22 protein-coding genes are annotated in these 20,918 nt (G+C 37.0%); 16 read left to right on the top strand and 6 right to left on the bottom strand.

From position 1 onward, the window contains the following. Positions 1-278: 278 nt before the first annotated feature. From R4Y45_RS06465 to R4Y45_RS06440, 6 genes are all read right to left on the bottom strand, one after another. Complete coding sequence (locus tag R4Y45_RS06465; RefSeq protein ID WP_339970361.1) at positions 279-770, bottom strand: hypothetical protein; 492 nt, start codon at positions 768-770, stop codon at positions 279-281. Beyond that, positions 767-925, bottom strand: a complete 159-nt coding sequence (locus R4Y45_RS06460) for a hypothetical protein (RefSeq protein WP_339970360.1) — start codon at positions 923-925, stop codon at positions 767-769. The genes R4Y45_RS06465 and R4Y45_RS06460 overlap by 4 nt, the downstream gene beginning before the upstream one ends. Before the next feature lie 201 nt (positions 926-1,126). Further along, positions 1,127-1,633, bottom strand: a complete 507-nt coding sequence (locus R4Y45_RS06455) for an ATP-binding cassette domain-containing protein (RefSeq protein ID WP_339970359.1) — start codon at positions 1,631-1,633, stop codon at positions 1,127-1,129. A gap of 78 nt (positions 1,634-1,711) precedes the next feature. Further along, a complete protein-coding gene (locus tag R4Y45_RS06450) occupies positions 1,712-2,491 on the bottom strand; it encodes a DUF4097 family beta strand repeat-containing protein (RefSeq protein ID WP_339970358.1) in 780 nt (259 codons plus the stop codon). Positions 2,492-2,555: 64 nt separating this feature from the next. Beyond that, positions 2,556-2,711: a hypothetical protein gene (locus R4Y45_RS06445; protein ID WP_339970357.1), complete on the bottom strand. Its 156-nt coding sequence runs from the start codon at positions 2,709-2,711 to the stop codon at positions 2,556-2,558. Further along, complete coding sequence (locus R4Y45_RS06440) at positions 2,711-3,037, bottom strand: P-loop NTPase family protein (protein ID WP_339970356.1); 327 nt, start codon at positions 3,035-3,037, stop codon at positions 2,711-2,713. The genes R4Y45_RS06445 and R4Y45_RS06440 overlap by 1 nt, the downstream gene beginning before the upstream one ends. A gap of 142 nt (positions 3,038-3,179) precedes the next feature. On the opposite strand from R4Y45_RS06440, the gene R4Y45_RS06435 reads away from it, so the two are divergent. The 16 genes from R4Y45_RS06435 (at position 3,180) to R4Y45_RS06360 (ending at position 20,780) form a co-directional block, all read left to right on the top strand. Beyond that, positions 3,180-4,103, top strand: a complete 924-nt coding sequence (locus tag R4Y45_RS06435) for an L-lactate dehydrogenase (RefSeq protein WP_339970355.1) — start codon at positions 3,180-3,182, stop codon at positions 4,101-4,103. Between the two features lie 155 nt (positions 4,104-4,258). After that, positions 4,259-4,747 carry a 5-(carboxyamino)imidazole ribonucleotide mutase gene (purE, locus tag R4Y45_RS06430; protein ID WP_339970422.1) on the top strand — a complete coding sequence of 163 codons (489 nt, stop codon included), beginning with the start codon at positions 4,259-4,261 and terminating at the stop codon, positions 4,745-4,747. After that, positions 4,728-5,849: a 5-(carboxyamino)imidazole ribonucleotide synthase gene (gene purK, locus R4Y45_RS06425; RefSeq protein ID WP_339970354.1), complete on the top strand. Its 1,122-nt coding sequence runs from the start codon at positions 4,728-4,730 to the stop codon at positions 5,847-5,849. The genes purE and purK overlap by 20 nt, the downstream gene beginning before the upstream one ends. A gap of 14 nt (positions 5,850-5,863) precedes the next feature. Next, positions 5,864-6,571 carry a phosphoribosylaminoimidazolesuccinocarboxamide synthase gene (gene purC / locus R4Y45_RS06420; protein ID WP_339970353.1) on the top strand — a complete coding sequence of 236 codons (708 nt, stop codon included), beginning with the start codon at positions 5,864-5,866 and terminating at the stop codon, positions 6,569-6,571. Between the two features lie 21 nt (positions 6,572-6,592). Further along, positions 6,593-6,847 (top strand): phosphoribosylformylglycinamidine synthase subunit PurS, encoded by a 255-nt coding sequence (gene purS / locus R4Y45_RS06415; protein ID WP_339970352.1) that lies wholly within the window; start codon positions 6,593-6,595, stop codon positions 6,845-6,847. Then, positions 6,847-7,533, top strand: coding sequence for a phosphoribosylformylglycinamidine synthase subunit PurQ (gene purQ, locus R4Y45_RS06410; RefSeq protein WP_339970421.1), 687 nt, complete (start codon positions 6,847-6,849; stop codon positions 7,531-7,533). Before purS ends, purQ begins: the two co-directional genes overlap by 1 nt. Continuing rightward, entirely contained in the window at positions 7,523-9,739 is a 2,217-nt protein-coding gene (gene purL / locus R4Y45_RS06405) for a phosphoribosylformylglycinamidine synthase subunit PurL (RefSeq protein WP_339970351.1), read from the top strand. Before purQ ends, purL begins: the two co-directional genes overlap by 11 nt. After that, complete coding sequence (gene purF / locus R4Y45_RS06400; protein ID WP_339970350.1) at positions 9,724-11,193, top strand: amidophosphoribosyltransferase; 1,470 nt, start codon at positions 9,724-9,726, stop codon at positions 11,191-11,193. Before purL ends, purF begins: the two co-directional genes overlap by 16 nt. Continuing rightward, the gene (purM, locus tag R4Y45_RS06395) at positions 11,186-12,214 is read left to right on the top strand and encodes a phosphoribosylformylglycinamidine cyclo-ligase (RefSeq protein WP_339970349.1); all 1,029 of its coding nucleotides are present in this window, start codon (positions 11,186-11,188) and stop codon (positions 12,212-12,214) included. The genes purF and purM overlap by 8 nt, the downstream gene beginning before the upstream one ends. Beyond that, complete coding sequence (gene purN, locus R4Y45_RS06390; RefSeq protein WP_339970348.1) at positions 12,186-12,776, top strand: phosphoribosylglycinamide formyltransferase; 591 nt, start codon at positions 12,186-12,188, stop codon at positions 12,774-12,776. Before purM ends, purN begins: the two co-directional genes overlap by 29 nt. Position 12,777: 1 nt before the next feature. Next, positions 12,778-14,307, top strand: a complete 1,530-nt coding sequence (gene purH / locus R4Y45_RS06385) for a bifunctional phosphoribosylaminoimidazolecarboxamide formyltransferase/IMP cyclohydrolase (protein ID WP_339970347.1) — start codon at positions 12,778-12,780, stop codon at positions 14,305-14,307. 26 nt (positions 14,308-14,333) lie between these two features. Continuing rightward, positions 14,334-15,605: a phosphoribosylamine--glycine ligase gene (gene purD / locus R4Y45_RS06380; RefSeq protein ID WP_339970346.1), complete on the top strand. Its 1,272-nt coding sequence runs from the start codon at positions 14,334-14,336 to the stop codon at positions 15,603-15,605. Positions 15,606-16,108: 503 nt separating this feature from the next. Further along, positions 16,109-16,660 (top strand): LOG family protein, encoded by a 552-nt coding sequence (locus R4Y45_RS06375; RefSeq protein WP_339970345.1) that lies wholly within the window; start codon positions 16,109-16,111, stop codon positions 16,658-16,660. Between the two features lie 154 nt (positions 16,661-16,814). Further along, positions 16,815-17,510 (top strand): Tim44 domain-containing protein, encoded by a 696-nt coding sequence (locus R4Y45_RS06370; protein WP_339970344.1) that lies wholly within the window; start codon positions 16,815-16,817, stop codon positions 17,508-17,510. Positions 17,511-17,584: 74 nt separating this feature from the next. After that, the gene (locus tag R4Y45_RS06365) at positions 17,585-19,840 is read left to right on the top strand and encodes an excinuclease ABC subunit UvrA (RefSeq protein ID WP_339970343.1); all 2,256 of its coding nucleotides are present in this window, start codon (positions 17,585-17,587) and stop codon (positions 19,838-19,840) included. A 274-nt stretch (positions 19,841-20,114) separates the two neighbouring features. Beyond that, positions 20,115-20,780, top strand: a complete 666-nt coding sequence (locus R4Y45_RS06360; protein ID WP_339970342.1) for a hypothetical protein — start codon at positions 20,115-20,117, stop codon at positions 20,778-20,780. The last annotated feature ends 138 nt before the right edge of the window (positions 20,781-20,918 follow it).

Genomic DNA, 20,918 nt, shown 5'->3' with positions numbered 1-20,918 from the left:
TAACTAAAAATTAAAACGCCCCCAGTAACTAAGGACGTTTTGATTGCTTGATTAAATAAACTAATATATTAAGTATTCCCAGTCCAAGAACTGGTAAAGTGGTCATTACCAAGAACTTACTTTGGACTAACAGATGATTAAGCCAAATCGGGTATAGCTCATAGTGTGTGATACTGGTTAAAGGCCACGAATAAGTGAGAAATTGCTGATCAATCATCACAACTGATGGCGTTTGAAAGATGCCCATTACCTGATAAAGGCCAAGCAAAATCACTAAGTTAAGAATAACTGTATAACTTGTTTTTTTTGACCAATTGAGCTATTAAGATACCTAACAACATAAAGGGAAGTCCAGCATAAATCAGATGGAGCATTAATGATAGTAAATTGAAGATAGCAGGTAGATGGAGCTTGAAAAAGATTACACCTACGGTAGTGGTGATAATCATACCTAAGACCACCAATCCTAAATAAGCCACCATTTCTGATAGAAAATAAGTTATTTTTGAAATACCAAAGTATTTTAGTCGCCTAATAACCGCATCATTTTGCCTTTGTGCTAGTAAAATGGACATGCCTAACAGAGCAATTGCCAAAATACCACTCATCAGCGGTACAGCAATATAGAGGTCTGAAAAATTTTGATCAGGACGTACTTGATAATTCCCGACGGCATTAACCCGTGTAATGAAAATTAGCAAAGGCACAATCAGTCCCCCAAGTACTAAAAAGGGGTTGCGTAATTTCTGTTTAAAACTTAACCACATCATGCGTGTTGTTCCTCCTGTTGTCGAATTGCTAATAAAAAGGTGGTTTGCAGATTTTGCTGATACAATTGATACGACTGTTTGTGTTGCATCAACAATTTTAAAATAACGTCTACTTTGGCTTCAGAATCGACAAAAATATCCCCTTGATTCGACAACAATATAGCCTGCTTACTAATCTGGTTAATCAGTTCATCTGGCAAATGGTTGTAGCTAACTTTTAGATAGGAGTAGTGCTGATATCTTGCTGTAAATGCTTCTCTTTCACCAAAAAATAGCGACTGCCCTTGATGAATTAGCCAAACTTTTGTCGCCTAATTTTCAACTTCATCAAAGTAATATGTTGCATTTAAAACTGTTTACTGTTGTGTAGCTTGAATAAGTTGGTTCGATAATTGATGGCGACTAGCAGTATCTAGTTCGGTTGTTAACCCATCAATCAAATAAACAGCTGGCTCCTGAGCTAGAACTAGGGTTAACGTCAAGTGACGGCTTTCAAGTTCCGTTAAGTTCTGTAACATTTCATTTTTTATGTCTACTAATTGGTTATCTTCGTAGAATTGTTTTAAAGTACGTTGGGGTTTTTTAAGCACCAACTTCACCAGTTCTTTCACTTTGAGTCGGCTGGGACTAGGATAATCATTATGGTTAAAGTAAACCCCTAATTGATTCATTGGGATTTGCCAATCGATCGTCCCTGAATAAGTTACTTGCTGAAGTAAACTATCAAAAATGGCAGTTTGACCAGCATCAGGCTGACCTAAAATCGCCACTTTATCTCCTTGATTAATGGTGATTTCTTGCTTACTAATATCGAGTCGATTTGGTATATGAACATGCGATAGCTTAATAACAGGTTTTGTCATTCTTTACTAGCTCCTTTAATAGAGTATTATCTATTATAACATAACATAAAAAAGCATAATATATTATATTATGCTTTTTTATTGCTCTGTTACTTTATTTTTTGTAATACCACCAAAAATAGCTGAAGTCGTTAACTGCGGTACGCTTAGGTTATCTAATTTGATATTACCAAATTGCGTTTCAAATTTCATCTTGTCATATCTTAAAGTAGTTTGATTTAATACTTCGAGATTACCAAACTGAACCGATCCTTCAATACTTTTGGCCTTAGTATCTTTAACCGACACATTTCCAAATTGAACAGAATTATTGAGGTTAACTAATGTCGCATTCTTCAGACTAACATTACCAAACTGCAGCGAAATATCAACGTTATTAGCTTGCAAATCTGCCAATGTTACATCACCAAATTGTGCTGATAGTTTAGCTGACTGTGTTTTGAATATCTGAGGCAAACTCAACCCATTTTGACCATGATAATCAAAGTTATCCAGCTGGGTTTCTCTTGGCAGGGTTAATTCAATATAATCAGGTGGATTCCCAAATCTTAATCCTGAAAATAGTTTACCAAACCAACTGTTTGGTGTCGTAATTGTCAATTGATCTTGATTGCTTTCAACAATTGGTTGTTTATTTTTGTCAGTATAAGCCACTAAATGATAATCATCACCATACTTAATCTCAACGTGATAGCGTGATGACACTTTCAATTGCTTGATATCTTGTGTAGTCGTTATTGTTTGTTCTTTTTTCTCCATATTTTGATTGTGGTATAGGGTATTAACTAAAGCAATACAACATGCAATTAGGATAATCACCACTATGACTATCCCTAAATATTTAAAAAACTTGCCCAATACTCTCTCCTCCTTAATATGATTCATCTTATCATAAGGAGGTGAAAATAGGGCAAGCCCGGTATTATTCTTGACGTTTTTTGATTAAATCGTAAATTTCCCAGATAGCGAAAACCACGCCTAGTAAAGCAATGATTAACCAAAAGAAACTACGATCAGTCAGGATTAAACTAAATACACTGATTAAGAGCAGTAAGATAGGTAAGATATATGCTTTCATTAAATCAAACCAACTTCATTAAAAGGTTTCAAGTCAATGGTTTCAACATTTACAATTTTGCTCATATCAAATCCCACCATATCATCGTGGAACTCTTGACTTTTCATATAATCATCGTTCAGTTGATTCAAATCATAGCGGTCATCAGCAAAAACGGTCGCAAAAACACGTGTTTGCTGGTCTTTATTGGGTTGAACTTCCAAGTGAACGTTTGCGACTTGGATATGGTATTTAGCTAAACTGCTAATATGACGTTGCCAATGAGTTTCAAAGTATGTTTTTGCACTTTTAGCATCGGCTAAAGTATAAATTCTAAGTTGTCGCATCTTAATGCCTCCTATTGTTAATATCCTAGTTATTCTATCACTTTTTTCACTTGGTCGTCAGCGGATTTTTATTTGATTTTACATGTTATTAAGTTATAATGATTTTATTATTAAAATTTTAATTTTTAGGAGCTGGATAATTATGTCACGAAAAATCGGAATTATTGGGATGGGAAATGTTGGTGAAGCTGCAGCTCACTATATTGTAGCTGGAGGTTATGCCGATGACCTTGTCCTAATCGATAAAAATGAAGCCAAGGTTACTTCTGATGCAGTTGATTTTGAAGAAGCCATGCCTAACTTGCCTTTTCATACCAACATCACAATTAACGACTACGACAGTCTGAAAGATGCCGATGTTATTATTTCTGCAATTGGTGATATTTCACTTCAACTTGTATCTAACGGCGATCGTTTTATTGAATTGCCAGGAAACGTTGAAAAAGTTAAAGATGTCGGCACAAAAATTAAAGCTTCTGGTTTTAACGGCGTGCTAGTTGTCATTACCAACCCTGTTGATGTTATTACAGGATTATTCCAAGAAGTGACCGGATTACCTAAAAACCAAGTTATCGGAACAGGAACATTGCTTGATTCAGCTCGTATGAAACGTGCAGTCGCTAAAAATCTTAATATTGATTCTCGTTGTGTAAGTGGCTACAATTTAGGTGAACACGGTAATTCTCAGTTTGCTGCTTGGTCAACAGTTACTGCTTTAGGACAACCTATTACTGAAATCGCTAAAGAAAAAAATCTCAATTTAGATAAAATTGATCAAGAAGCTCGTGTCGGGGGCTATACTGTTTTTAGTGGTAAACATTATACTAATTACGGTGTTTCTACTGCTGGTGTTCGTGCTGCTTTAGCAATTTTATCAGATGCTAATGAAGAACTTTGTGTCTCAAATTATCGGGAAGAATATGGTGTTTACTTATCTTATCCTGTCATCGTTGGCCGAAACGGTGTCGTTACTTCAACTAAACTTGATTTGACCGAAGAAGAGTTAGAAAAATTACAATATTCAGCTGACTTTATTAAACAAAAAACGAAAGAAGCCATTGGCTAATTAGCATCGCTTGTTTTTAAGCGATGCTTTTTTATATCCATTTTTAATTATTTGCGAACATTTTTAAACTCAAATTTTAAAAATGTTCGTTTTTTGTTTGACGATAAGTAAGTGTTTTGTTATTGTTTAATTACAAAAGGAAAGGAAACCGAATGATTATGAAAGTTGCACTAGTTATGGGTTCTATCTCAGATTGGCCTGTTGTCAAAGATACAACCGATATGTTAACTGAACTCCAAATTGATTATGACAAAAAAATAATTTCTGCTCATCGCATGCCACAAGAGTTACAAGATTTTGCACAAAGCGCAAAAGACGAACGTTATAGCGTTATCATTGCTGCGGCTGGAGGAGCTGCTCACTTACCCGGCATGCTAGCTGCTAATACTGCTATCCCCGTTATTGGCATTCCTGTGCTAACGAAGGCATTAAACGGTGTTGACTCGTTGCTTTCAATTGTTCAAATGCCAGCCGGTGTCCCAGTTGCCACTGTTGCAGTTGGTAAAGCTGGTGCTAAAAATGCCGCTATTTTGGCAGCTGAAATGATTGCCATTTCTGACACTCAAACTTACGACCGTTTACTAGCATTTAGAGCCAAACAATCTAAGGAGGCTATTGAAAGTAATGAACAGCTTTACCAGTAAAATTTTACCCCCGGCAACTATCGGAATTATCGGTGGTGGTCAACTTGGGCAAATGATGACACTAGCCGCTAAATCAATGGGCTATAAAGTCGGCATTTTAGACCCCACACCTGATTCTTCAGCTAGCCAAGTTGCTGATTTTCAAATCGTTGCTGAATACACTGATCAAGATGCCTTACGTGAACTTGCTGAAAAGTCAGACGTACTCACTTATGAATTTGAAAATGTAGATCAAACAAACTTACAACGAGTAGCTCACTTAACTCATATTCCACAGCATATTGATGAATTAATTATCAGTAGCAATCGTTTACGTGAAAAGAACTTTTTAACTGAAAATAATTTACCAGTTACGCCTTATGCTCGTGTAACTGACCAAGAAAGTTTAGAACGAGCTATCTTACTAGTTGGATTTCCCGGCATCCTAAAAACCACCGAGGGTGGTTATGATGGTCACGGTCAATTTGACTTAAATAGTGAAGCTGACATTCAAACGGTGCTTCCAGAACTTGAAAAAACCGAATGGATTTTTGAAAAACGTCAGAATTTTGTCAAAGAAGTTTCAATTATGGTAACCGGTGACTTCACAGGTAAAATTCAAACCTTCCCTGTCAGTGAAAATACCCATCGTGACCACATCCTACATACCAGTGTTGTACCGGCTAACTTATCAGATAAAGTTCATCAAAAAGCAGCTGATATTGCTGAAAGAATTGCTGACTCATTAGCATTATCTGGCGTCTTAGGAATTGAATTTTTCGTCTTAAAAAACGATCAATTACTCGTTAATGAACTCGCTCCAAGACCACATAACTCTGGTCACTATACTATTGAAGCTTGCAACATCTCACAATTTGAAGCTCATATCAGAAGTATTTGTGGACTTGAATTACCACAAATCACACTGAACCAACACGCGGTTATGGTGAACCTTTTAGGTGATGACTTAACGACTGCACGTGAAGGCTTAGTAACCAACCCTGATTGGCATTTCCATGATTATGGTAAAGACCAAATTAAAGACAAACGTAAAATGGGACACATTACCGTTGTCGGCGACAATGCTGCAGAACTATTAAATTTAATCAAAAAATTCAACTAATTGGAGAAGTAAAGATGACATTAATTTCAGAAGGTAAAACCAAAAAACTCTACACTACTGATGATGAAAACATTATCAAAGTAGCTTACACCAACCATGCAACAGCCTTAAATGGCAAACGTAAAGAAGATATTGACCAAAAAGGCCAGTTGAACAATCGTATTTCTAGTTTGATTTTTGCTTACCTTGCAAAAAACGGCATCAAAACTTGTTTCATCGAACAATTATCTGAAACAGAACAATTAAATCAAAAACTTAACATGATTCCTTTAGAAGTGATTATTAGAAACCTAGCTTCTGGTAGTTTTCAAAAGAAATTCGGCACAGACTATTTGGCAGAGTTAAAACAACCTGTTCAAGAGTTCTGTCTTAAAAGTGATGAGCTTGATGATCCATTTATGAACAATGATCAAATTCTTGCACTTGAAATTGTGACCGAAGATCAAATTGAAGAACTCCGTCAGACTGCGTTCAAAATTAATCAGCTTTTAAAGGATTTATTTATTAAGGCCAATATTTTACTAGTCGATTTTAAAATTGAATTTGGCTTTGATGCAGAAGGCAACATCGTGCTCGGTGACGAAATTTCACCTGATTCTTGCCGTTTAGTTGATAAAGACACCAAACAATCATTGGACAAAGACGTTTTCAGAAAAAAACTTGGCGATATTATTGAAGGTTACCAAACCGTTCTCGCTCGTCTTGAAGCTGAAGTTAATTAATTAATTCTTGGAGGAAAAAACATGTATCTTGCAAAAATCCACGTGACTCATAAAGCATCTATTTTAGACCCACAAGGTGAAGCAATTAAAAATGCCCTTCACCGCTTGGACTACCAAGACGTTGAAAATATTACTGCAGGTAAATACTTCGAAGCCACTTTAACAAGTGACTCAAAAGAACAAGCAGAAGAAACAACACGTTCAATCTGTGAATCATTGCTGGCTAATGAAAATATGGAAACCTTCCGTTTTACTGTTGAGAAAGTTGAGGGCTAATCTTGAAATTCGCTGTTATTAGTTTTCCGGGTTCAAATTGCGATTATGATATGTACTATGCAATTAAAGATGCTTTAAAAGAAGAAGTCGAAATAATTTCATGTGACGAAACCAGTCTTGAGGGCTTTGACGCCGCGTTAATCCCTGGTGGCTTTTCTTATGGTGATTACCTTAGAAGTGGGGCTATTGCTAAATTTGCCAACATCATTCCTGCTTTACTAGATTTCGCTAATGCTGGTCATCCTGTTTTAGGTGTTTGCAACGGTTTTCAAATCCTAACTGAAATCGGACTACTGCCAGGTGTATTACAACACAACACTAGCATGTCTTTTATTTCAGCTATTGAACCTTTAACAGTCGTGAACAACGATACATTATTCACTAAGTTATATGACAAAAATCAACACATTAACATTCCAATTGCCCACGGTGAAGGGAACTACTACTGTGATGATACTCAACTTGCTGAGCTTAAAGCTAACCATCAAATCGTCTTTACTTATGACCAAAATCCAAATGGTAGTTGTGCTGACATTGCAGGTATTACGAACAAAGCAGGTAATGTTTTAGGAATGATGCCTCACCCAGAGCGTGCAGTTGAAGAAATTTTAGGAAGTGAAGAAGGACTTCTCTTGTTCCAATCCATTCTAAAAAGTTTTAAAGGAGAATTGACTCGTGTTAACTAGACAAGAACTATCACCACAAGAAATCAAAGACCAAAAAGTCTACTTAGACTGGGGCCTAACAGAAGAAGAATATACGATTATCTCCGAAAAATTACTAGGACGTTTACCTAACTACACCGAAACAGGTCTTTTTTCAGGTATGTGGAGTGAACATTGTTCTTACAAAAATTCCAAACAAGTCCTTAAAAAATTCTGGACTGAAGGTAGTCGCGTACTTCAAGGTCCGGGTGAAGGAGCAGGAGTTTTAGATATTGGCGATAACCAAGCCGTTGTCTTCAAAGCTGAAAGTCACAACCATCCAAGCTTTGTGGAACCCTTTCAAGGAGCAGCTACTGGGGTTGGTGGTATTATCCGTGACATCTTCTCAATGGGAGCAAAACCAATTGCTTTATTAGATAGTTTACGTTTTGGTGAATTATCGACACCAAAAAACAAATATCTTCTTGATCAAGTTGTCGCTGGTATTTCTCATTATGGTAATAGTATCGGCGTACCTACCGTTGGTGGTGAAATCGCTTTTGATGCTTCTTATGACGGTAATCCCTTAGTTAATGCCATGTGTGTCGGCTTAATGGACAAAGATAAGTTGAAATCTGGTGTTGCTAAAGGTGAAGGAAACTCAATTATCTACGTTGGGGCTAAAACTGGTCGCGATGGAATTAACGGGGCTTCATTTGCTTCAAGTGAATTCAGTGATGGCGAAGATTTGAACCGTTCTGCTGTTCAAGTTGGTGATCCTTTCATGGAAAAACTTTTAGTTGATGCCTGTCTTGAGGTCATTGATAAGCATTCAGATATTTTAGTCGGTATTCAAGATATGGGAGCTTGTGGCCTTGTTTCCTCATCTGCTGAAATGGCTTCAAAAGCTGGCAGTGGGTTAAACCTTAACCTTGACGCGGTTCCCCAACGTGAAGCTAATATGACACCTTATGAAATTATGTTATCTGAATCACAAGAACGAATGGTTTTTTGTATTAAAAAAGGACACGAACAAGAAATCTTTGATGTTTTCAAAAAATATAATCTTGATGCGGTCACAATCGGTGAAGTTGTTGATGATGGTCACTACACATTAACTCACCAAGGAGAAGTTGTCTGCGATATCCCAACTTCAAGCTTAGTAGATGATGTTCCTGAATATGAACACGTTGGTCAAAAACCAAAACACTTACTAGAACAACGTCCAAACTTCGTCCCAGAAATCACTGATGTGTCAAAAACATTAACTGAGATTTTAGCCCAACCAACAGTTGCTTCAAAAGAATCTGTTTTTGGTCAATACGACTCACGTGTTCAAGCAAACACTGTTGTGGCTCCAGGTAGTGATACTGCTGTTGTTCGTGTGCGAAATACCAACAAATCTCTTGCTATGACCATGGATAGTAATGCTCGTTATATCTACTTAGATCCCTACATTGGTGGACAAATTGCCGTTAGTGAATCTGCTCGCAATATCGTAGCTTCAGGTGGAACACCTATTGGAATCACAGATTGTTTAAACTTTGGTAATCCTGAAAACGATGAGCGTTTTTATGAAATGGATCAATCAGTTCAAGGAATTTCTAAAGCTTGTCAAACCTTTGATGCTCCGGTCATCTCAGGTAATGTCTCACTTTATAACGAAACGGATAAAAAAGCGATTTACCCAACACCCGTTATTGGAATGGTTGGCTTAATTGAAGACAACCAAACAATCACGACACAAGATTTCAAATCTGCTGGGGACTTAGTTTATGTTGTAGGTGAAACATTTGATGACTTCAGTGGTTCTGAAATCCAAAAAATGATGCTTGGTGAAATTTACGGCTCGTTTGATCACTTTAACCTTGAAACTGAACGCCACAATCAACAATTAGTCTCACAAGCTATCAAGCAAGACCTAGTTCAAAGTGCCCACGATTTAAGTGAAGGTGGTCTTGGCGTTGCTCTTGCTGAAAGCAGCTTTGCTCGTGAATTAGGACTTAAAGGAAGCCTTGATTTAACAGCTGCTCAACTATTTTCAGAATCTCAAAGTCGTTTTGTAATTAGTATCAAACCTGAAAACAAAGCGGAATTCGAAACCTTAATGGGGGAATCTGCAACATTCATTGGTGAGTTAACTAATGACCAAACGTTGGATATCCAACTTGCTGACCAACACCTCACAGCTAACGTGACGGATTTGAAAGACACATGGAAGGACAGTCTAACATGCCTAATGAAATAAAAAGTTTAAATGAAGAATGTGGCGTTTTTGGCATTTGGGGTTCACATCCTGATGACACCGCTAGCCTAATTTATCACGGACTGCATAGTCTGCAACATCGTGGTCAAGAAGGGGCAGGCATGGTAGTCACTGATGACCAAAGAATGATGCACCGCATGCGTGACTTGGGTTTGATTTCTAACGTCTTTGCTGACCAAGAACAATTTAAAACACTAAAAGGTTCAATTGGTGTCGGTCATGTGAGATATGCGACAGCCGGCAGCCATGGTCTTAAAAATATCCAACCTTTTATCTTTCACCTAGACAACTTTACCGATTTTTCACTCGCTCATAATGGTAATTTAACAAATGCAGATACCTTAAAAAAACAGCTTCAAGATAAAGGTGCTGTTTTCCACTCTGATTCTGACAGCGAAATCCTTGGACAACTTATCAAAATTAGTCAAAAAGAAAACTTTTTAGATCGTCTAAAAGAAGCACTCCAACAAATTGAAGGAGGCTTTGCTTTTCTACTATCAACTGAAGACACCTTAATCGCTGCCCTTGACCGTAATGGCTTTAGACCACTGGTTATTGGCCAACGTGAAGACGGCTCTTATGTGATTGCTAGTGAAACTTGTGCTTTAGATCAGGTTCATGCAACTTACGTACGTGACGTTGAACCCGGAGAAGTGGTCATCATTAACCAAGACGGCATTACAACGGATCACTTTACGACCGATACTAATTTAACTATTTGTTCAATGGAATACATTTACTTTGCACGTCCAGATTCTGTTATCCGTAATGTTTCTGTTCACGAAGCTCGCAAACGCATGGGGGCTTTATGTGCCAAAGAAAATCCGGTTGATGCTGATGTTGTAGTTGGGGTTCAAAACTCTGCTTTATCTGCAGCCGGCGGTTACGCCGAAGGTAGTGGTATTCCTTATGATATGGGGTTAATTAAGAATCAATATGTTGCCCGTACTTTTATTGAACCCACTCAAGAAAAACGTGAAAACGGGGTTTCCATGAAACTTTCAGCCGTTCGTTCAGTTGTTAAAGATAAACGTGTGGTCTTAGTTGATGATTCTATTGTTCGAGGAACCACAATTAAATATATCGTGAAATTAATTCGTGATGCTGGTGCTAAAGAAGTTCATGTCAGAATCGGATCCCCTGCTTTAAAATTCCCTTGTTTTTATGGGATTGATATCCAAACAACCCAAGAATTAATCGCTGCTAATCATTCAGTTGAAGAAATCAAAGAAATTATCGATGCCGATTCTCTTGGTTACTTGAGTGTTGAAGGTTTAATTGAAGCTATTAATCTCAAAAGTGATAACGACTATCACGGATTATGTACCGCTTATTTCGATGGTCACTATCCAACACCTTTATATGACTATCAAGCTGAATTTGATCAAAAAGCTGAAGAACTAGGACTTTACATGGAGGAACGTAAAATTGACTAACCAATACAAAAAAGCCGGTGTTGATATTAAAGCTGGTGAAAAAGCTGTTGATGCTATCAAGCCCATTGTCAAAGCAACTCATAATCAAAACGTTTTAGCTAATCTTGGTGGCTTTGGTGCTGAATATGAATTAACAAACGTTTTAAAAGATATTAAAGAACCCGTTTTAATTTCAGGAACAGACGGTGTGGGAACTAAATTAATGCTGGCACTTCAACATCATCGTAATGAAAATATCGGGCTTGATTTAGTTGCGATGTGTGTAAACGATATTTTAGCTCAAGGTGCTAATCCGTTATTCTTCTTAGATTATGTCGGCGTTGGTAAGCTTGATCCTGACAACATGAAAGAAATTGTAAATGGCATCGCTGAAGGTTGTAAGCTTGGTAACATGGCCTTAATCGGTGGTGAAATGGCGGAAATGCCAGGTTTATACGATACGGACGAATATGATTTATCTGGTTTTGCAGTTGGCATTGTGGATAAAAGCAAAATTTTAACTAAAGATAACGTTAATGCAGGTGATGTATTGATTGGATTACCCTCAAGTGGTATTCACTCAAATGGTTACTCACTTGTTCGAAAAATTATCGATGATAATCATTTAGACCTCACAACTTATCGTGAAGACTTAAACGGCACCTTACTTGATGTCGTGATGGAACCTACCAAAATCTACTTCAATGAACTTAACCCTTTATTTGAAAAAAATTTAGTTAATGCTGTGGCTCATATTACAGGTGGCGGAATTACAGAAAATCTAGAACGTATTATCCCTGATACTTTAACCGCTAAAGTTCAAAATGGCACTTGGCAAAAACCTGCTATCTTTGATCTTCTAAAACAAGCAGGGCAAGTTTCACAAGAAGAAATGGATTCTGTTTTTAACATGGGACTAGGCATAATCATGGCAGTTGCTCCTGAGAATGTGGCACAAGTTAAAACAATCTTAGGTAATCGTTGTTACGAAATTGGTCAGGTGGAAAATCGACATGGCAAACCCGTTGAAATCATCTACTAGACCAAATGTTGCAGTTTTTGCTTCAGGTAATGGTTCTAATTTTGAAGCGATTGCACGTGCCAATCTACCCATTAACTTGGCACTCGTTGTCAGTGATAAACCCCAGGCTAAAGTTATTGAACGTGCACATCATCACCAAATTAAAACATTTGTCTTAGAGCTTAAAAATTGCCTGGATAAAACAGACTATGAAACTCAAATACTTAACCAATTAAAGCAACACAACATCGACTTCATTTTATTAGCCGGTTACATGAAAATTATTCATCCGACTTTACTTGAAGCTTACCCGCAAAAAATCATTAATATTCACCCCGCTTATCTACCACATTTTCCCGGTAAAGATGGGATTGGTGATGCCTTTAAAGCAGGAGTTAGTGAAACGGGGGTTACCATTCATTATGTAGATGAAGGTGTTGATACAGGACAAATCATTGCCCAACAAAAAGTCCCTCGCTATCAAACTGACCAATTAGAAGATTTAGCAAACCGTATTCATAAAGTTGAACATCAACTTTATCCCGAAACTATCCGTAATTTAATCGAAAAAGGAGAACTTTAAGTTGAAAAAATTAGCATTAATGAGCGTATCCGATAAAACAGGTATTGTTGACTTTGCCAGCCAACTAATTGCACAAGGCTATGACATCATTTCAACCGGTGGGACTTTAAAAACACTACTAAATCACGATGTTAAGGCAACAGCCGTTGAAGAGATTACCCAATTTAAGGAGATGTTAGATGGCCGTGTTAAAACCCTACACCCCATGATTCACGGGGGAATTTTAGCTCAACGTTCAAATGACACTCATATGGCTCAAATCAAAGAAAGTGGCATCAACCCGATTGATTTAGTTTGTGTGAATCTTTATCCCTTTAAAGAAACGATTCAAAAACCTGACGTAACCGATGAAGATGCGATTGAAAATATTGACATCGGTGGCCCTTCAATGCTCCGTGCTGCCGCTAAAAACTATCAGGATGTGACCGTTGTAACTGAACCGAGTGATTATGATGAAGTGATTGACCGCCTTAAATCAGACAACCTAACTATTGAATTTAAACGTCACCTTTCGGCTAAAGTTTTTAGACAGACTGCTGCTTATGACGCTTTAATTGCTAACTACTTAACGGCTGAAGAATTCCCAGAAAAATTAACTGTGACTTATGAAAAAGTAGATGACATGAGATATGGTGAAAACAATCACCAAAAAGCTGCCTACTATAAAGATGCGATTGCAGAACCTTACTCACTGGCTAATGCTAAACAACTTCATGGTAAACAGCTGTCTTATAACAATATTCGTGATGCTGATGCTGCCCTTCGTATTGCTGCTGAATTTGACCAACCTGCCGTTGTGGCATTAAAACATATGAATCCTTGTGGTGTAGGCCTTGCCGAAACCGTTTTAGAAGCTTGGCAAAAAGCTTATGATGCTGATCCAATTTCAATTTTTGGTGGGATTATTGTTTCAAATCGTGAAGTCGATTTAGCTACCGCTGAAAAAATGCATGCTATCTTTTTAGAAATCATTATTGCTCCTTCATTTACAGATGAAGCTTATGATCTATTAGCTAAGAAGAAGAACTTACGTTTACTTCAATTAGACTTTTCAACGATTGACCCTTGTGAAAAAGACCTCGTTTCTGTTTTAGGTGGGGCTTTAATTCAAGACCAAGACTTAGCCCACGAATCTATCTCAGACTTTGAAGTGGTTACCAAAACACAACCCACACAAGCCCAACTTGAAGCTCTTGAATTTGGTCAAACAGTGGTTAAACATGTCAAAAGCAATGCCATTGTGATTACAACAGCTACTCAAACATTAGGTGTAGGTGCTGGTCAAATGAACAGAATTGACTCTACTAAAATCGCCATCCAAAATGCACAATCAAAACCTGATTTTGAAAATGCCATTATGGCATCAGATGCCTTCTTCCCAATGGATGACTGTGTAGCCTATGCAGCAGAGCATGGTATTAAAGCGATTGTCCAACCTGGTGGGAGTATTCGTGATAAAGATTCAATCGCAATGGCTGATAAATTAGGAATTGCAATGGTCTTTTCAGAAAAACGTCACTTTAAACATTAATAACTAAGAAAATAGAGGAGTAATTTATGATGGAAAAATGGTTAATTGTTGGGTCTGGTGGTCGTGAATATGCGATGGCTAAATTGCTAGCTCGTATTCCTGATAGAACAATTTTTGTCGCACCGGGAAATCCCATGATGAATAAGATACAAAACGTTTCAACAATCGCAATTAATGAAACTGATGTTTCAGCTTTGGCAACTTTTGCTAAAGAAATTGGGGCAACTTGTACCTTAGTTGGTCCTGAAGTTCCTCTATCAAAAGGAATTGTTGATGAATTTAAGCTACAAGATTTACCTATTTTTGGTCCAACACAATCTGCTGCTAGACTTGAAAGTTCAAAAGACTTTGCCAAATCAATTATGCAGCGTGCTGGCGTAAAAACAGCTCAACATCAAAGTTTTACAACAGTTGAAGCTGCTCAAGATTACCTCAAAACACAATCTCTCCCTATTGTTATTAAGGCTGATGGCCTAGCTTCAGGAAAAGGCGTTATTATTGCCCAAACTAAAGCACAAGCTGATGAAGCTGTAACCGAATTACTGACAAATGGTTCCCATTCTTCTATCTTAATTGAGGAATTCCTAGATGGTGAAGAGTTTTCACTATTTGTGATGGCTAATGGTGAACAATTGATGACTATGCCACCTTCACAAGATCACAAACGTTTACTTGATAACGATGAAGGTCCTAATACTGGTGGAATGGGGGCATACAGTCCCGTTCCTCAAATTACAACTTCTATTCAAGAACAAGCGGTTAATGAAGTGATTAAACCCGTATTAAGACAAATGGTTAAAGAAGGTCATCCTTTTACTGGCTTTTTATATGCGGGATTAATTATAACGGTATCTGGTATTCAGGTGATTGAATTTAATGTCCGAATGGGTGACCCTGAGACACAAGTTGTACTGCCACAACTTGAATCAGACTTAGGTCAAGCCATTACGTCATTACTGGCTAATCGCACTAGTCATCTTATCTGGCAAGATAACGAGTTTTACATTGGGAGTGTCGTCGCTTCTGTTGGTTATCCTAAAAAAGTTTTAGATAGCCAAGCTCTACCTATCTTTGATGAAACCGTTACCATTGATTATGCTGGTGTTAAAGAAATTAATCATCAATTTGTTAGTTCAGGTGGTCGTATTTTGATGGCGATTGCTCACGATGAAAACCTGGCCCATGCACAAAGCAAAGTCAATCGTGCTTTAGAAAAATCGGTTAATACTGATTTTTATCACTATCGTACTGATATTGGAAGCAAAGGAATTAAATTCTTAAGTAGCGAGAAAGTTTAGTACTAAAATAAAAAACATCCATGTTATTGGATGTTTTTTTAATAGTGATTTTTTCTAAATTAATCCACTTGAACTCATTGACAAAATTAACCTTGTTGATTACGCCAGTTAACCATAACGGTAACTGGTAAAAAGTGACTGAATTTGATACACTATAAAAAATGAAACGTTGATTTGATGGGATTCTATTAGTCTTTTTCTCGCACACGCGAGAGTGATCCTATGTACTACGCAAATGCTTCTAGTGCAGGTTTCTTTTTCTCGCACACGCGAGAGTGATCCTAATCAGACTCTAGCACTTTGTATATTTTTTCTCTTTTTCTCGCACACGCGAGAGTGATCCAGTTATACCATAAATACACGTAAAGAAGGCTATCTTTTTCTCACACGCATAAAGGCACCTTCCAACTTTAAAAACACCTAAATAATAAACCCTTATTTTTTACTAACTCCATTAATAAGCGGTATACTAAAGAATATCTAGTTGAAAGAAGAATGACATTATGAGAAATAAACGTTTAGCCGTCTATTGCGGTGCCAAGATTGGTAATAATATCAAATATAAAGACGCTGTCATGTCACTAGGCAAAAAAATGATTAAGCACAAGTTTGACCTTGTTTATGGTGGTGGAACTGTTGGTTTAATGGGCGTCATTGCAGAAAGCGTGCTACATCAAGGTGGCGAAGTCTATGCAATCATGCCTAAGTTTCTCAAAGACTTAGAAGGTTTTGAAGATGCAGCCCAACATACCGAAATCGTCGACAGTATGTCTACCAGAAAACAACGTATGCTAGAACTATCAGATTATTGTCTAGCCATGCCCGGTGGTGCGGGAACATTAGAAGAAATTGTAGAAGCTTATTCGTGGCATATACTAGGTCAAGTTAATAACCCTTGTGCCTTTTACAATATCGACGGATTTTATACACCTATGGAAGAAATGTATGACAATATGGTTGTTCAAGGTTATTTATCAAAAGAAAACCGTCAAAAACTCTTCTTTTCTGATTCGCTCGATGAGATATTCACTTTCTTTGAGAATTACCAGGGTTAGCAACCTCTGTTGAGAAAACTTCTTAAAAATCATACACCTGTCCCTCGACTTAACATCGAGGGGCTTTTTTTGTTTACGTACTGCTATTTGCACACTTGTTAAATTAGTGGTAGCTTCGACTCAAGAAATAACGGATTCACGGAGGATTTGAATAATGAAAAAACTAACATGGTTACTCTTAATTATTAGTAGTCTTTTTCTACTATTGACTATCCAATCAACACCTGTTTCGGCTCGTGTTGGCGGTGGAAGTGGTGGCGGTGGCAGCCACACTTCCACTAGTAGCAATAATGATGATTATGATAGCCGGAGTTTTTTGGGCTACACGAAAGTTGGACCTTACACTTTTAATAATGATAGTACCGCACTAGGAGGCTTATTAGTTATAGCCTTCTTCTCACAAAAAATAACTCGCAAAAGATGGCTCAAGAAAAAGGGACAAGCTATAGAGCTTGATCCACAACTTGAAAAGCACGTGACAGAATTATTTTATGAAGTTGAAGAAGCTTGGGACAAAAAAGACAAAAAAACCCTAGCTTCTTGCTTGACCAAAAGATACTACTTCAATCAATGGCGATTAATAATGCGTTGGCAATTATTGGGCAAAATTAACCATGTCGATAACATTAATTTAATTGAGGTCAAGCAATTTAAAACTAAAAAGCCCACACAATTAAAACTACTAATTACCGGCCAAGCAAGGGATTGGTTTGAAAATCGTTATCAATCAAAAGATAAAAACGAGCTTCAAGCTGAAAATGCCCAAATCGAACGTTTTACCGAAATTTGGCACGTCATTAACACATCAAATGGACTAAAAATCAAGCAAATTATACCGGTCGATGATTAACATCCACTATTATTTGTCATTGTTCACTATGACTTTTATAATGAAAGCGACTAAACTTTTGTAAGGAGTACAATATGACACAAGACTTTATTGAAATTAAAGACGCTCACCAAAATAACTTAAAAAATATTAATTTATCAATTCCAAAACATCAAATTAATGTCTTTACTGGCCTATCTGGATCAGGGAAGTCCTCACTTGTTTTTGACACGCTCGCTGCTAATTCAAGACGAGAGTTGAATGAAACTTTCCCAAGCTTTACCCAACAATACCTGCCAAAATACGGCTCACCTGAAGTTGGCCAAATTAACAATTTACCTGTTGCTATCGTCATCCAACAAAAAGCTGTCGGCAAAAACCCCCGTTCAACACTAGCAACTTACACCGGGATCTACTCACTACTTCGCTTGTTGTTTGCTCGTGTGGGTGAACCTTGGGTTGGTTTTTCTGATTCATTTTCTTTCAACCTACCTCAAGGTATGTGCGAAACTTGTCAAGGACTGGGTTATGTGGATGAAATCAATCCTGACAAGATCATTGACTACAATAAATCTTTAAACGAAGGCGGGATTACTTTCGTTAGTTTTGGTCCTAATACTTGGCGTTGGAAACGTTATGCTCAAACGGGACTTTTTGATAACGATAAAAAAATTAAAGACTATTCAAAAGAAGAACTCGATAATTTACTTTATGCGCCTCAACAAAAATTAAAAGATGCTGCACCTGAATGGAATAACTCAATTCTTTATGAAGGACTTATCCCCCGTATCAAACGCTCAATTCTTGAGAGTCGTGAAGGTCAACATCACAAAAAAGCGATTGCTGAAGTTGTGACTCGTAAAACTTGCCCAACTTGCCAAGGACAAAAACTCAATCAAAAAACATTAAGCTGTAAAATAACCGACCATAATATTAGTGATGTGTTGGCCATGACACTTGATGAAGTTATGGCTTTTCTTAAAACGATTACTCAACCGCTTGTTAAAGATTTAATCCGTGAACTTAGCAACAAGATTGAAGCCTTAATTGACCTTGGATTATCCTACCTAACACTTGATCGTAGTACTGATACTTTATCAGGTGGAGAAGTTCAACGGATAAAAATTGCAAAGTTCATGAATAGTGCGTTAGTCGATATGCTTTATATTTTAGATGAACCCAGTGTTGGCCTTCACCCACATGATATTGAACTTATCAAAAAAGCGTTAATTAAACTGCGTGATCGAGGCAATACCGTTGTAATTGTTGAACACAATCCCTTGCTTATTCCAATTGCGGACTATATTTTTGAAATGGGTCCTAGAGCAGGAAAAGAGGGCGGACAAGTTACTTTTTCTGGTACTTACAAAGAAATTTTAGCCTCTGATACTTTAACTGGTAAAATGCTTAAGCAAAAATTAACTTTCCCTAATCATCGTCCTATTTCAAAAACACTGACTTTATCTGATGTCAAAGTCCATAACTTAAAAGATGTCTCTGTCGAAATTCCGCTTAATGCTCAAACGGTTATCTCAGGCGTCGCTGGTTCAGGTAAAAGCTCCTTAGTCGAAGCCATCAAGCAAAAATTAACTGATCCTTATATTGACTTAACACAAGATGCTGTTGGTGTTAATATTCGCTCAACTTCTGCTACTTATCTTGATATCTTAGATACTATCCGTAAACTTTTTGCCAAAGCTAATAAAGTATCTCGTGCTTTGTTTAGTTACAATGGCAAAGGGAAGTGTCCTCTATGTAAAGGACGAGGTGTCCAAATTACGAATATGGCCTTTATGGATCCTGTAATTCAAGTCTGTGAAGAATGTCATGGCAAACGCTATAATGAAGAAGCTTTGAGTTATCTTTACCACGGTAAAACAATCAGTGATGTTTTAGAATTATCAATTGCTGATGCTTTAACTTTCTTTGATGATATTCCAGAAATTGCCGCTAAATTACACAATATGAAGCGAGTAGGATTAGATTACCTTTCACTTGGACAATCTTTAGATACGCTTTCAGGTGGGGAAGTTCAACGTCTGAAATTAGCTGATCAGTTAAATAACAAAGGGGCAGTCTACTTATTAGATGAACCCACAGCTGGGTTGCATATGCAAGACGTTAAAGTTCTTGAACAACTATTTGATGATTTAGTTAATCAAGGCAATACTTTGATTATTGTTGAACACAATTTAGAAATTATGAGCCAAGCTGACTGGTTAATTGACGTTGGACCAAAGGCTGGTATTTATGGCGGACAAATTCTATATACTGGGAGACCTAAAGAAGCGAAAGACGCTAGTCAATCTATGACGGGAAAATATTTAGCTGCTTACAATAATGACCGATAATAAGATTTAATCTTTGCTTTTTAAGTCTAAATGAACTACTATTCAATTGTGGCGAAAGCCACTTATTATATTTCTTATTTCTTACTCCTCCAAGTATTGTTATAAGACTTAAATATGAGTTAACATTTTAACTCACCAAACCCCGCTGATAGCGGGGTTTTTTATTATGGTATAAAATAATATGTTATGTGATAGTAGAATATATCATATTACAACATAATATTGAAGTTAGTTAGGTTTAGTGCTAGTCTGTCTGCAGATTGGAGATGTTTAGATGACTCGTTTTTTCTGTCTTAACAGTTTGATTTTAGTTGGCATAACATTTTTGTTTGCTAAGCCTTTGAGCTTATTTAATTTGGGGATACTTTTAATTATATTTTGGGGACTATTCGAAGAATTCAAACTTTACAAACAAGCCGAAAATTCAAAATTTTATCGCTGGAATTTTTTAATTATTGGCGGACTTGCTCTACTTGTGGTGATTGATCATTTTGTCCCGTTGTCGAAAAATGGTGGCTTGCAGAGTGTTGGGTTTGTCTGGGCTATTATTAGCAATTACATTTTTCTTAGGTGTTCAACAGAATATAATCACTGGTTAACTTTCAAGTCACAATACCTGCTAGCACTTTTGATTAATCTTGTTTCAGCAACAGCAATCGTTGAAGTATTAACCCTTCAGTTTGATACTGTGACCTTAATTAATTCTGTCACAGCCTTTGCTTTTTCAATAGTTGTGATGTTTGACTTGTTTAAATCCAGATCTCAAGCAGAAAAATCATTTATCAAAATCACAACTTGTCTTTCAGGAATTTTATTTGTCATCGCTTTAATTTTATCGCTGATGATATCATCCTTATGGTTTTATCTTTATGACGGTTGGCTAGTTGTTCTTTTAATACTTTTAATCACTAAAAAAAGCCCTAAATCCCAAAGAGGATAAGGGCTTTTATTGTCTTAACAGACAAAATTTACATCAAAACAGACAAAACTTACACTAAATCACTTTTTAAACAGACAAAACTTACATCAAAAACAGACAAAACTTACATTAAGAACAGACAAAACTTACATCAAAAAC

The sequence above is a fragment of the Holzapfeliella saturejae genome (assembly GCF_037546065.1).
Taxonomy (GTDB): Bacteria; Bacillota; Bacilli; order Lactobacillales; family Lactobacillaceae; genus Holzapfeliella; species Holzapfeliella saturejae.
Note: the sequence above shows the minus strand (reverse complement) of the source record. Positions and strands in the feature narration are given on the sequence as shown.

Excerpts from the sequence above, each read along its gene's own strand:
- R4Y45_RS06465 (WP_339970361.1), bottom strand. The coding sequence starts at position 770 with ATGATGTGGTTAAGTTTTAAACAGAAATTACGCAACCCCTTTTTAGTA.
- R4Y45_RS06455 (WP_339970359.1), bottom strand. The coding sequence starts at position 1,633 with ATGACAAAACCTGTTATTAAGCTATCGCATGTTCATATACCAAATCGA.
- R4Y45_RS06445 (WP_339970357.1), bottom strand. The coding sequence starts at position 2,711 with ATGAAAGCATATATCTTACCTATCTTACTGCTCTTAATCAGTGTATTT.
- R4Y45_RS06440 (WP_339970356.1), bottom strand. The coding sequence starts at position 3,037 with ATGCGACAACTTAGAATTTATACTTTAGCCGATGCTAAAAGTGCAAAA.
- R4Y45_RS06435 (WP_339970355.1), top strand. The coding sequence starts at position 3,180 with ATGTCACGAAAAATCGGAATTATTGGGATGGGAAATGTTGGTGAAGCT.
- purK (WP_339970354.1), top strand. The coding sequence starts at position 4,728 with ATGAACAGCTTTACCAGTAAAATTTTACCCCCGGCAACTATCGGAATT.
- purC (WP_339970353.1), top strand. The coding sequence starts at position 5,864 with ATGACATTAATTTCAGAAGGTAAAACCAAAAAACTCTACACTACTGAT.
- purS (WP_339970352.1), top strand. The coding sequence starts at position 6,593 with ATGTATCTTGCAAAAATCCACGTGACTCATAAAGCATCTATTTTAGAC.
- purF (WP_339970350.1), top strand. The coding sequence starts at position 9,724 with ATGCCTAATGAAATAAAAAGTTTAAATGAAGAATGTGGCGTTTTTGGC.
- purN (WP_339970348.1), top strand. The coding sequence starts at position 12,186 with ATGGCAAACCCGTTGAAATCATCTACTAGACCAAATGTTGCAGTTTTT.
- purD (WP_339970346.1), top strand. The coding sequence starts at position 14,334 with ATGATGGAAAAATGGTTAATTGTTGGGTCTGGTGGTCGTGAATATGCG.
- R4Y45_RS06375 (WP_339970345.1), top strand. The coding sequence starts at position 16,109 with ATGAGAAATAAACGTTTAGCCGTCTATTGCGGTGCCAAGATTGGTAAT.
- R4Y45_RS06370 (WP_339970344.1), top strand. The coding sequence starts at position 16,815 with ATGAAAAAACTAACATGGTTACTCTTAATTATTAGTAGTCTTTTTCTA.
- R4Y45_RS06365 (WP_339970343.1), top strand. The coding sequence starts at position 17,585 with ATGACACAAGACTTTATTGAAATTAAAGACGCTCACCAAAATAACTTA.
- R4Y45_RS06360 (WP_339970342.1), top strand. The coding sequence starts at position 20,115 with ATGACTCGTTTTTTCTGTCTTAACAGTTTGATTTTAGTTGGCATAACA.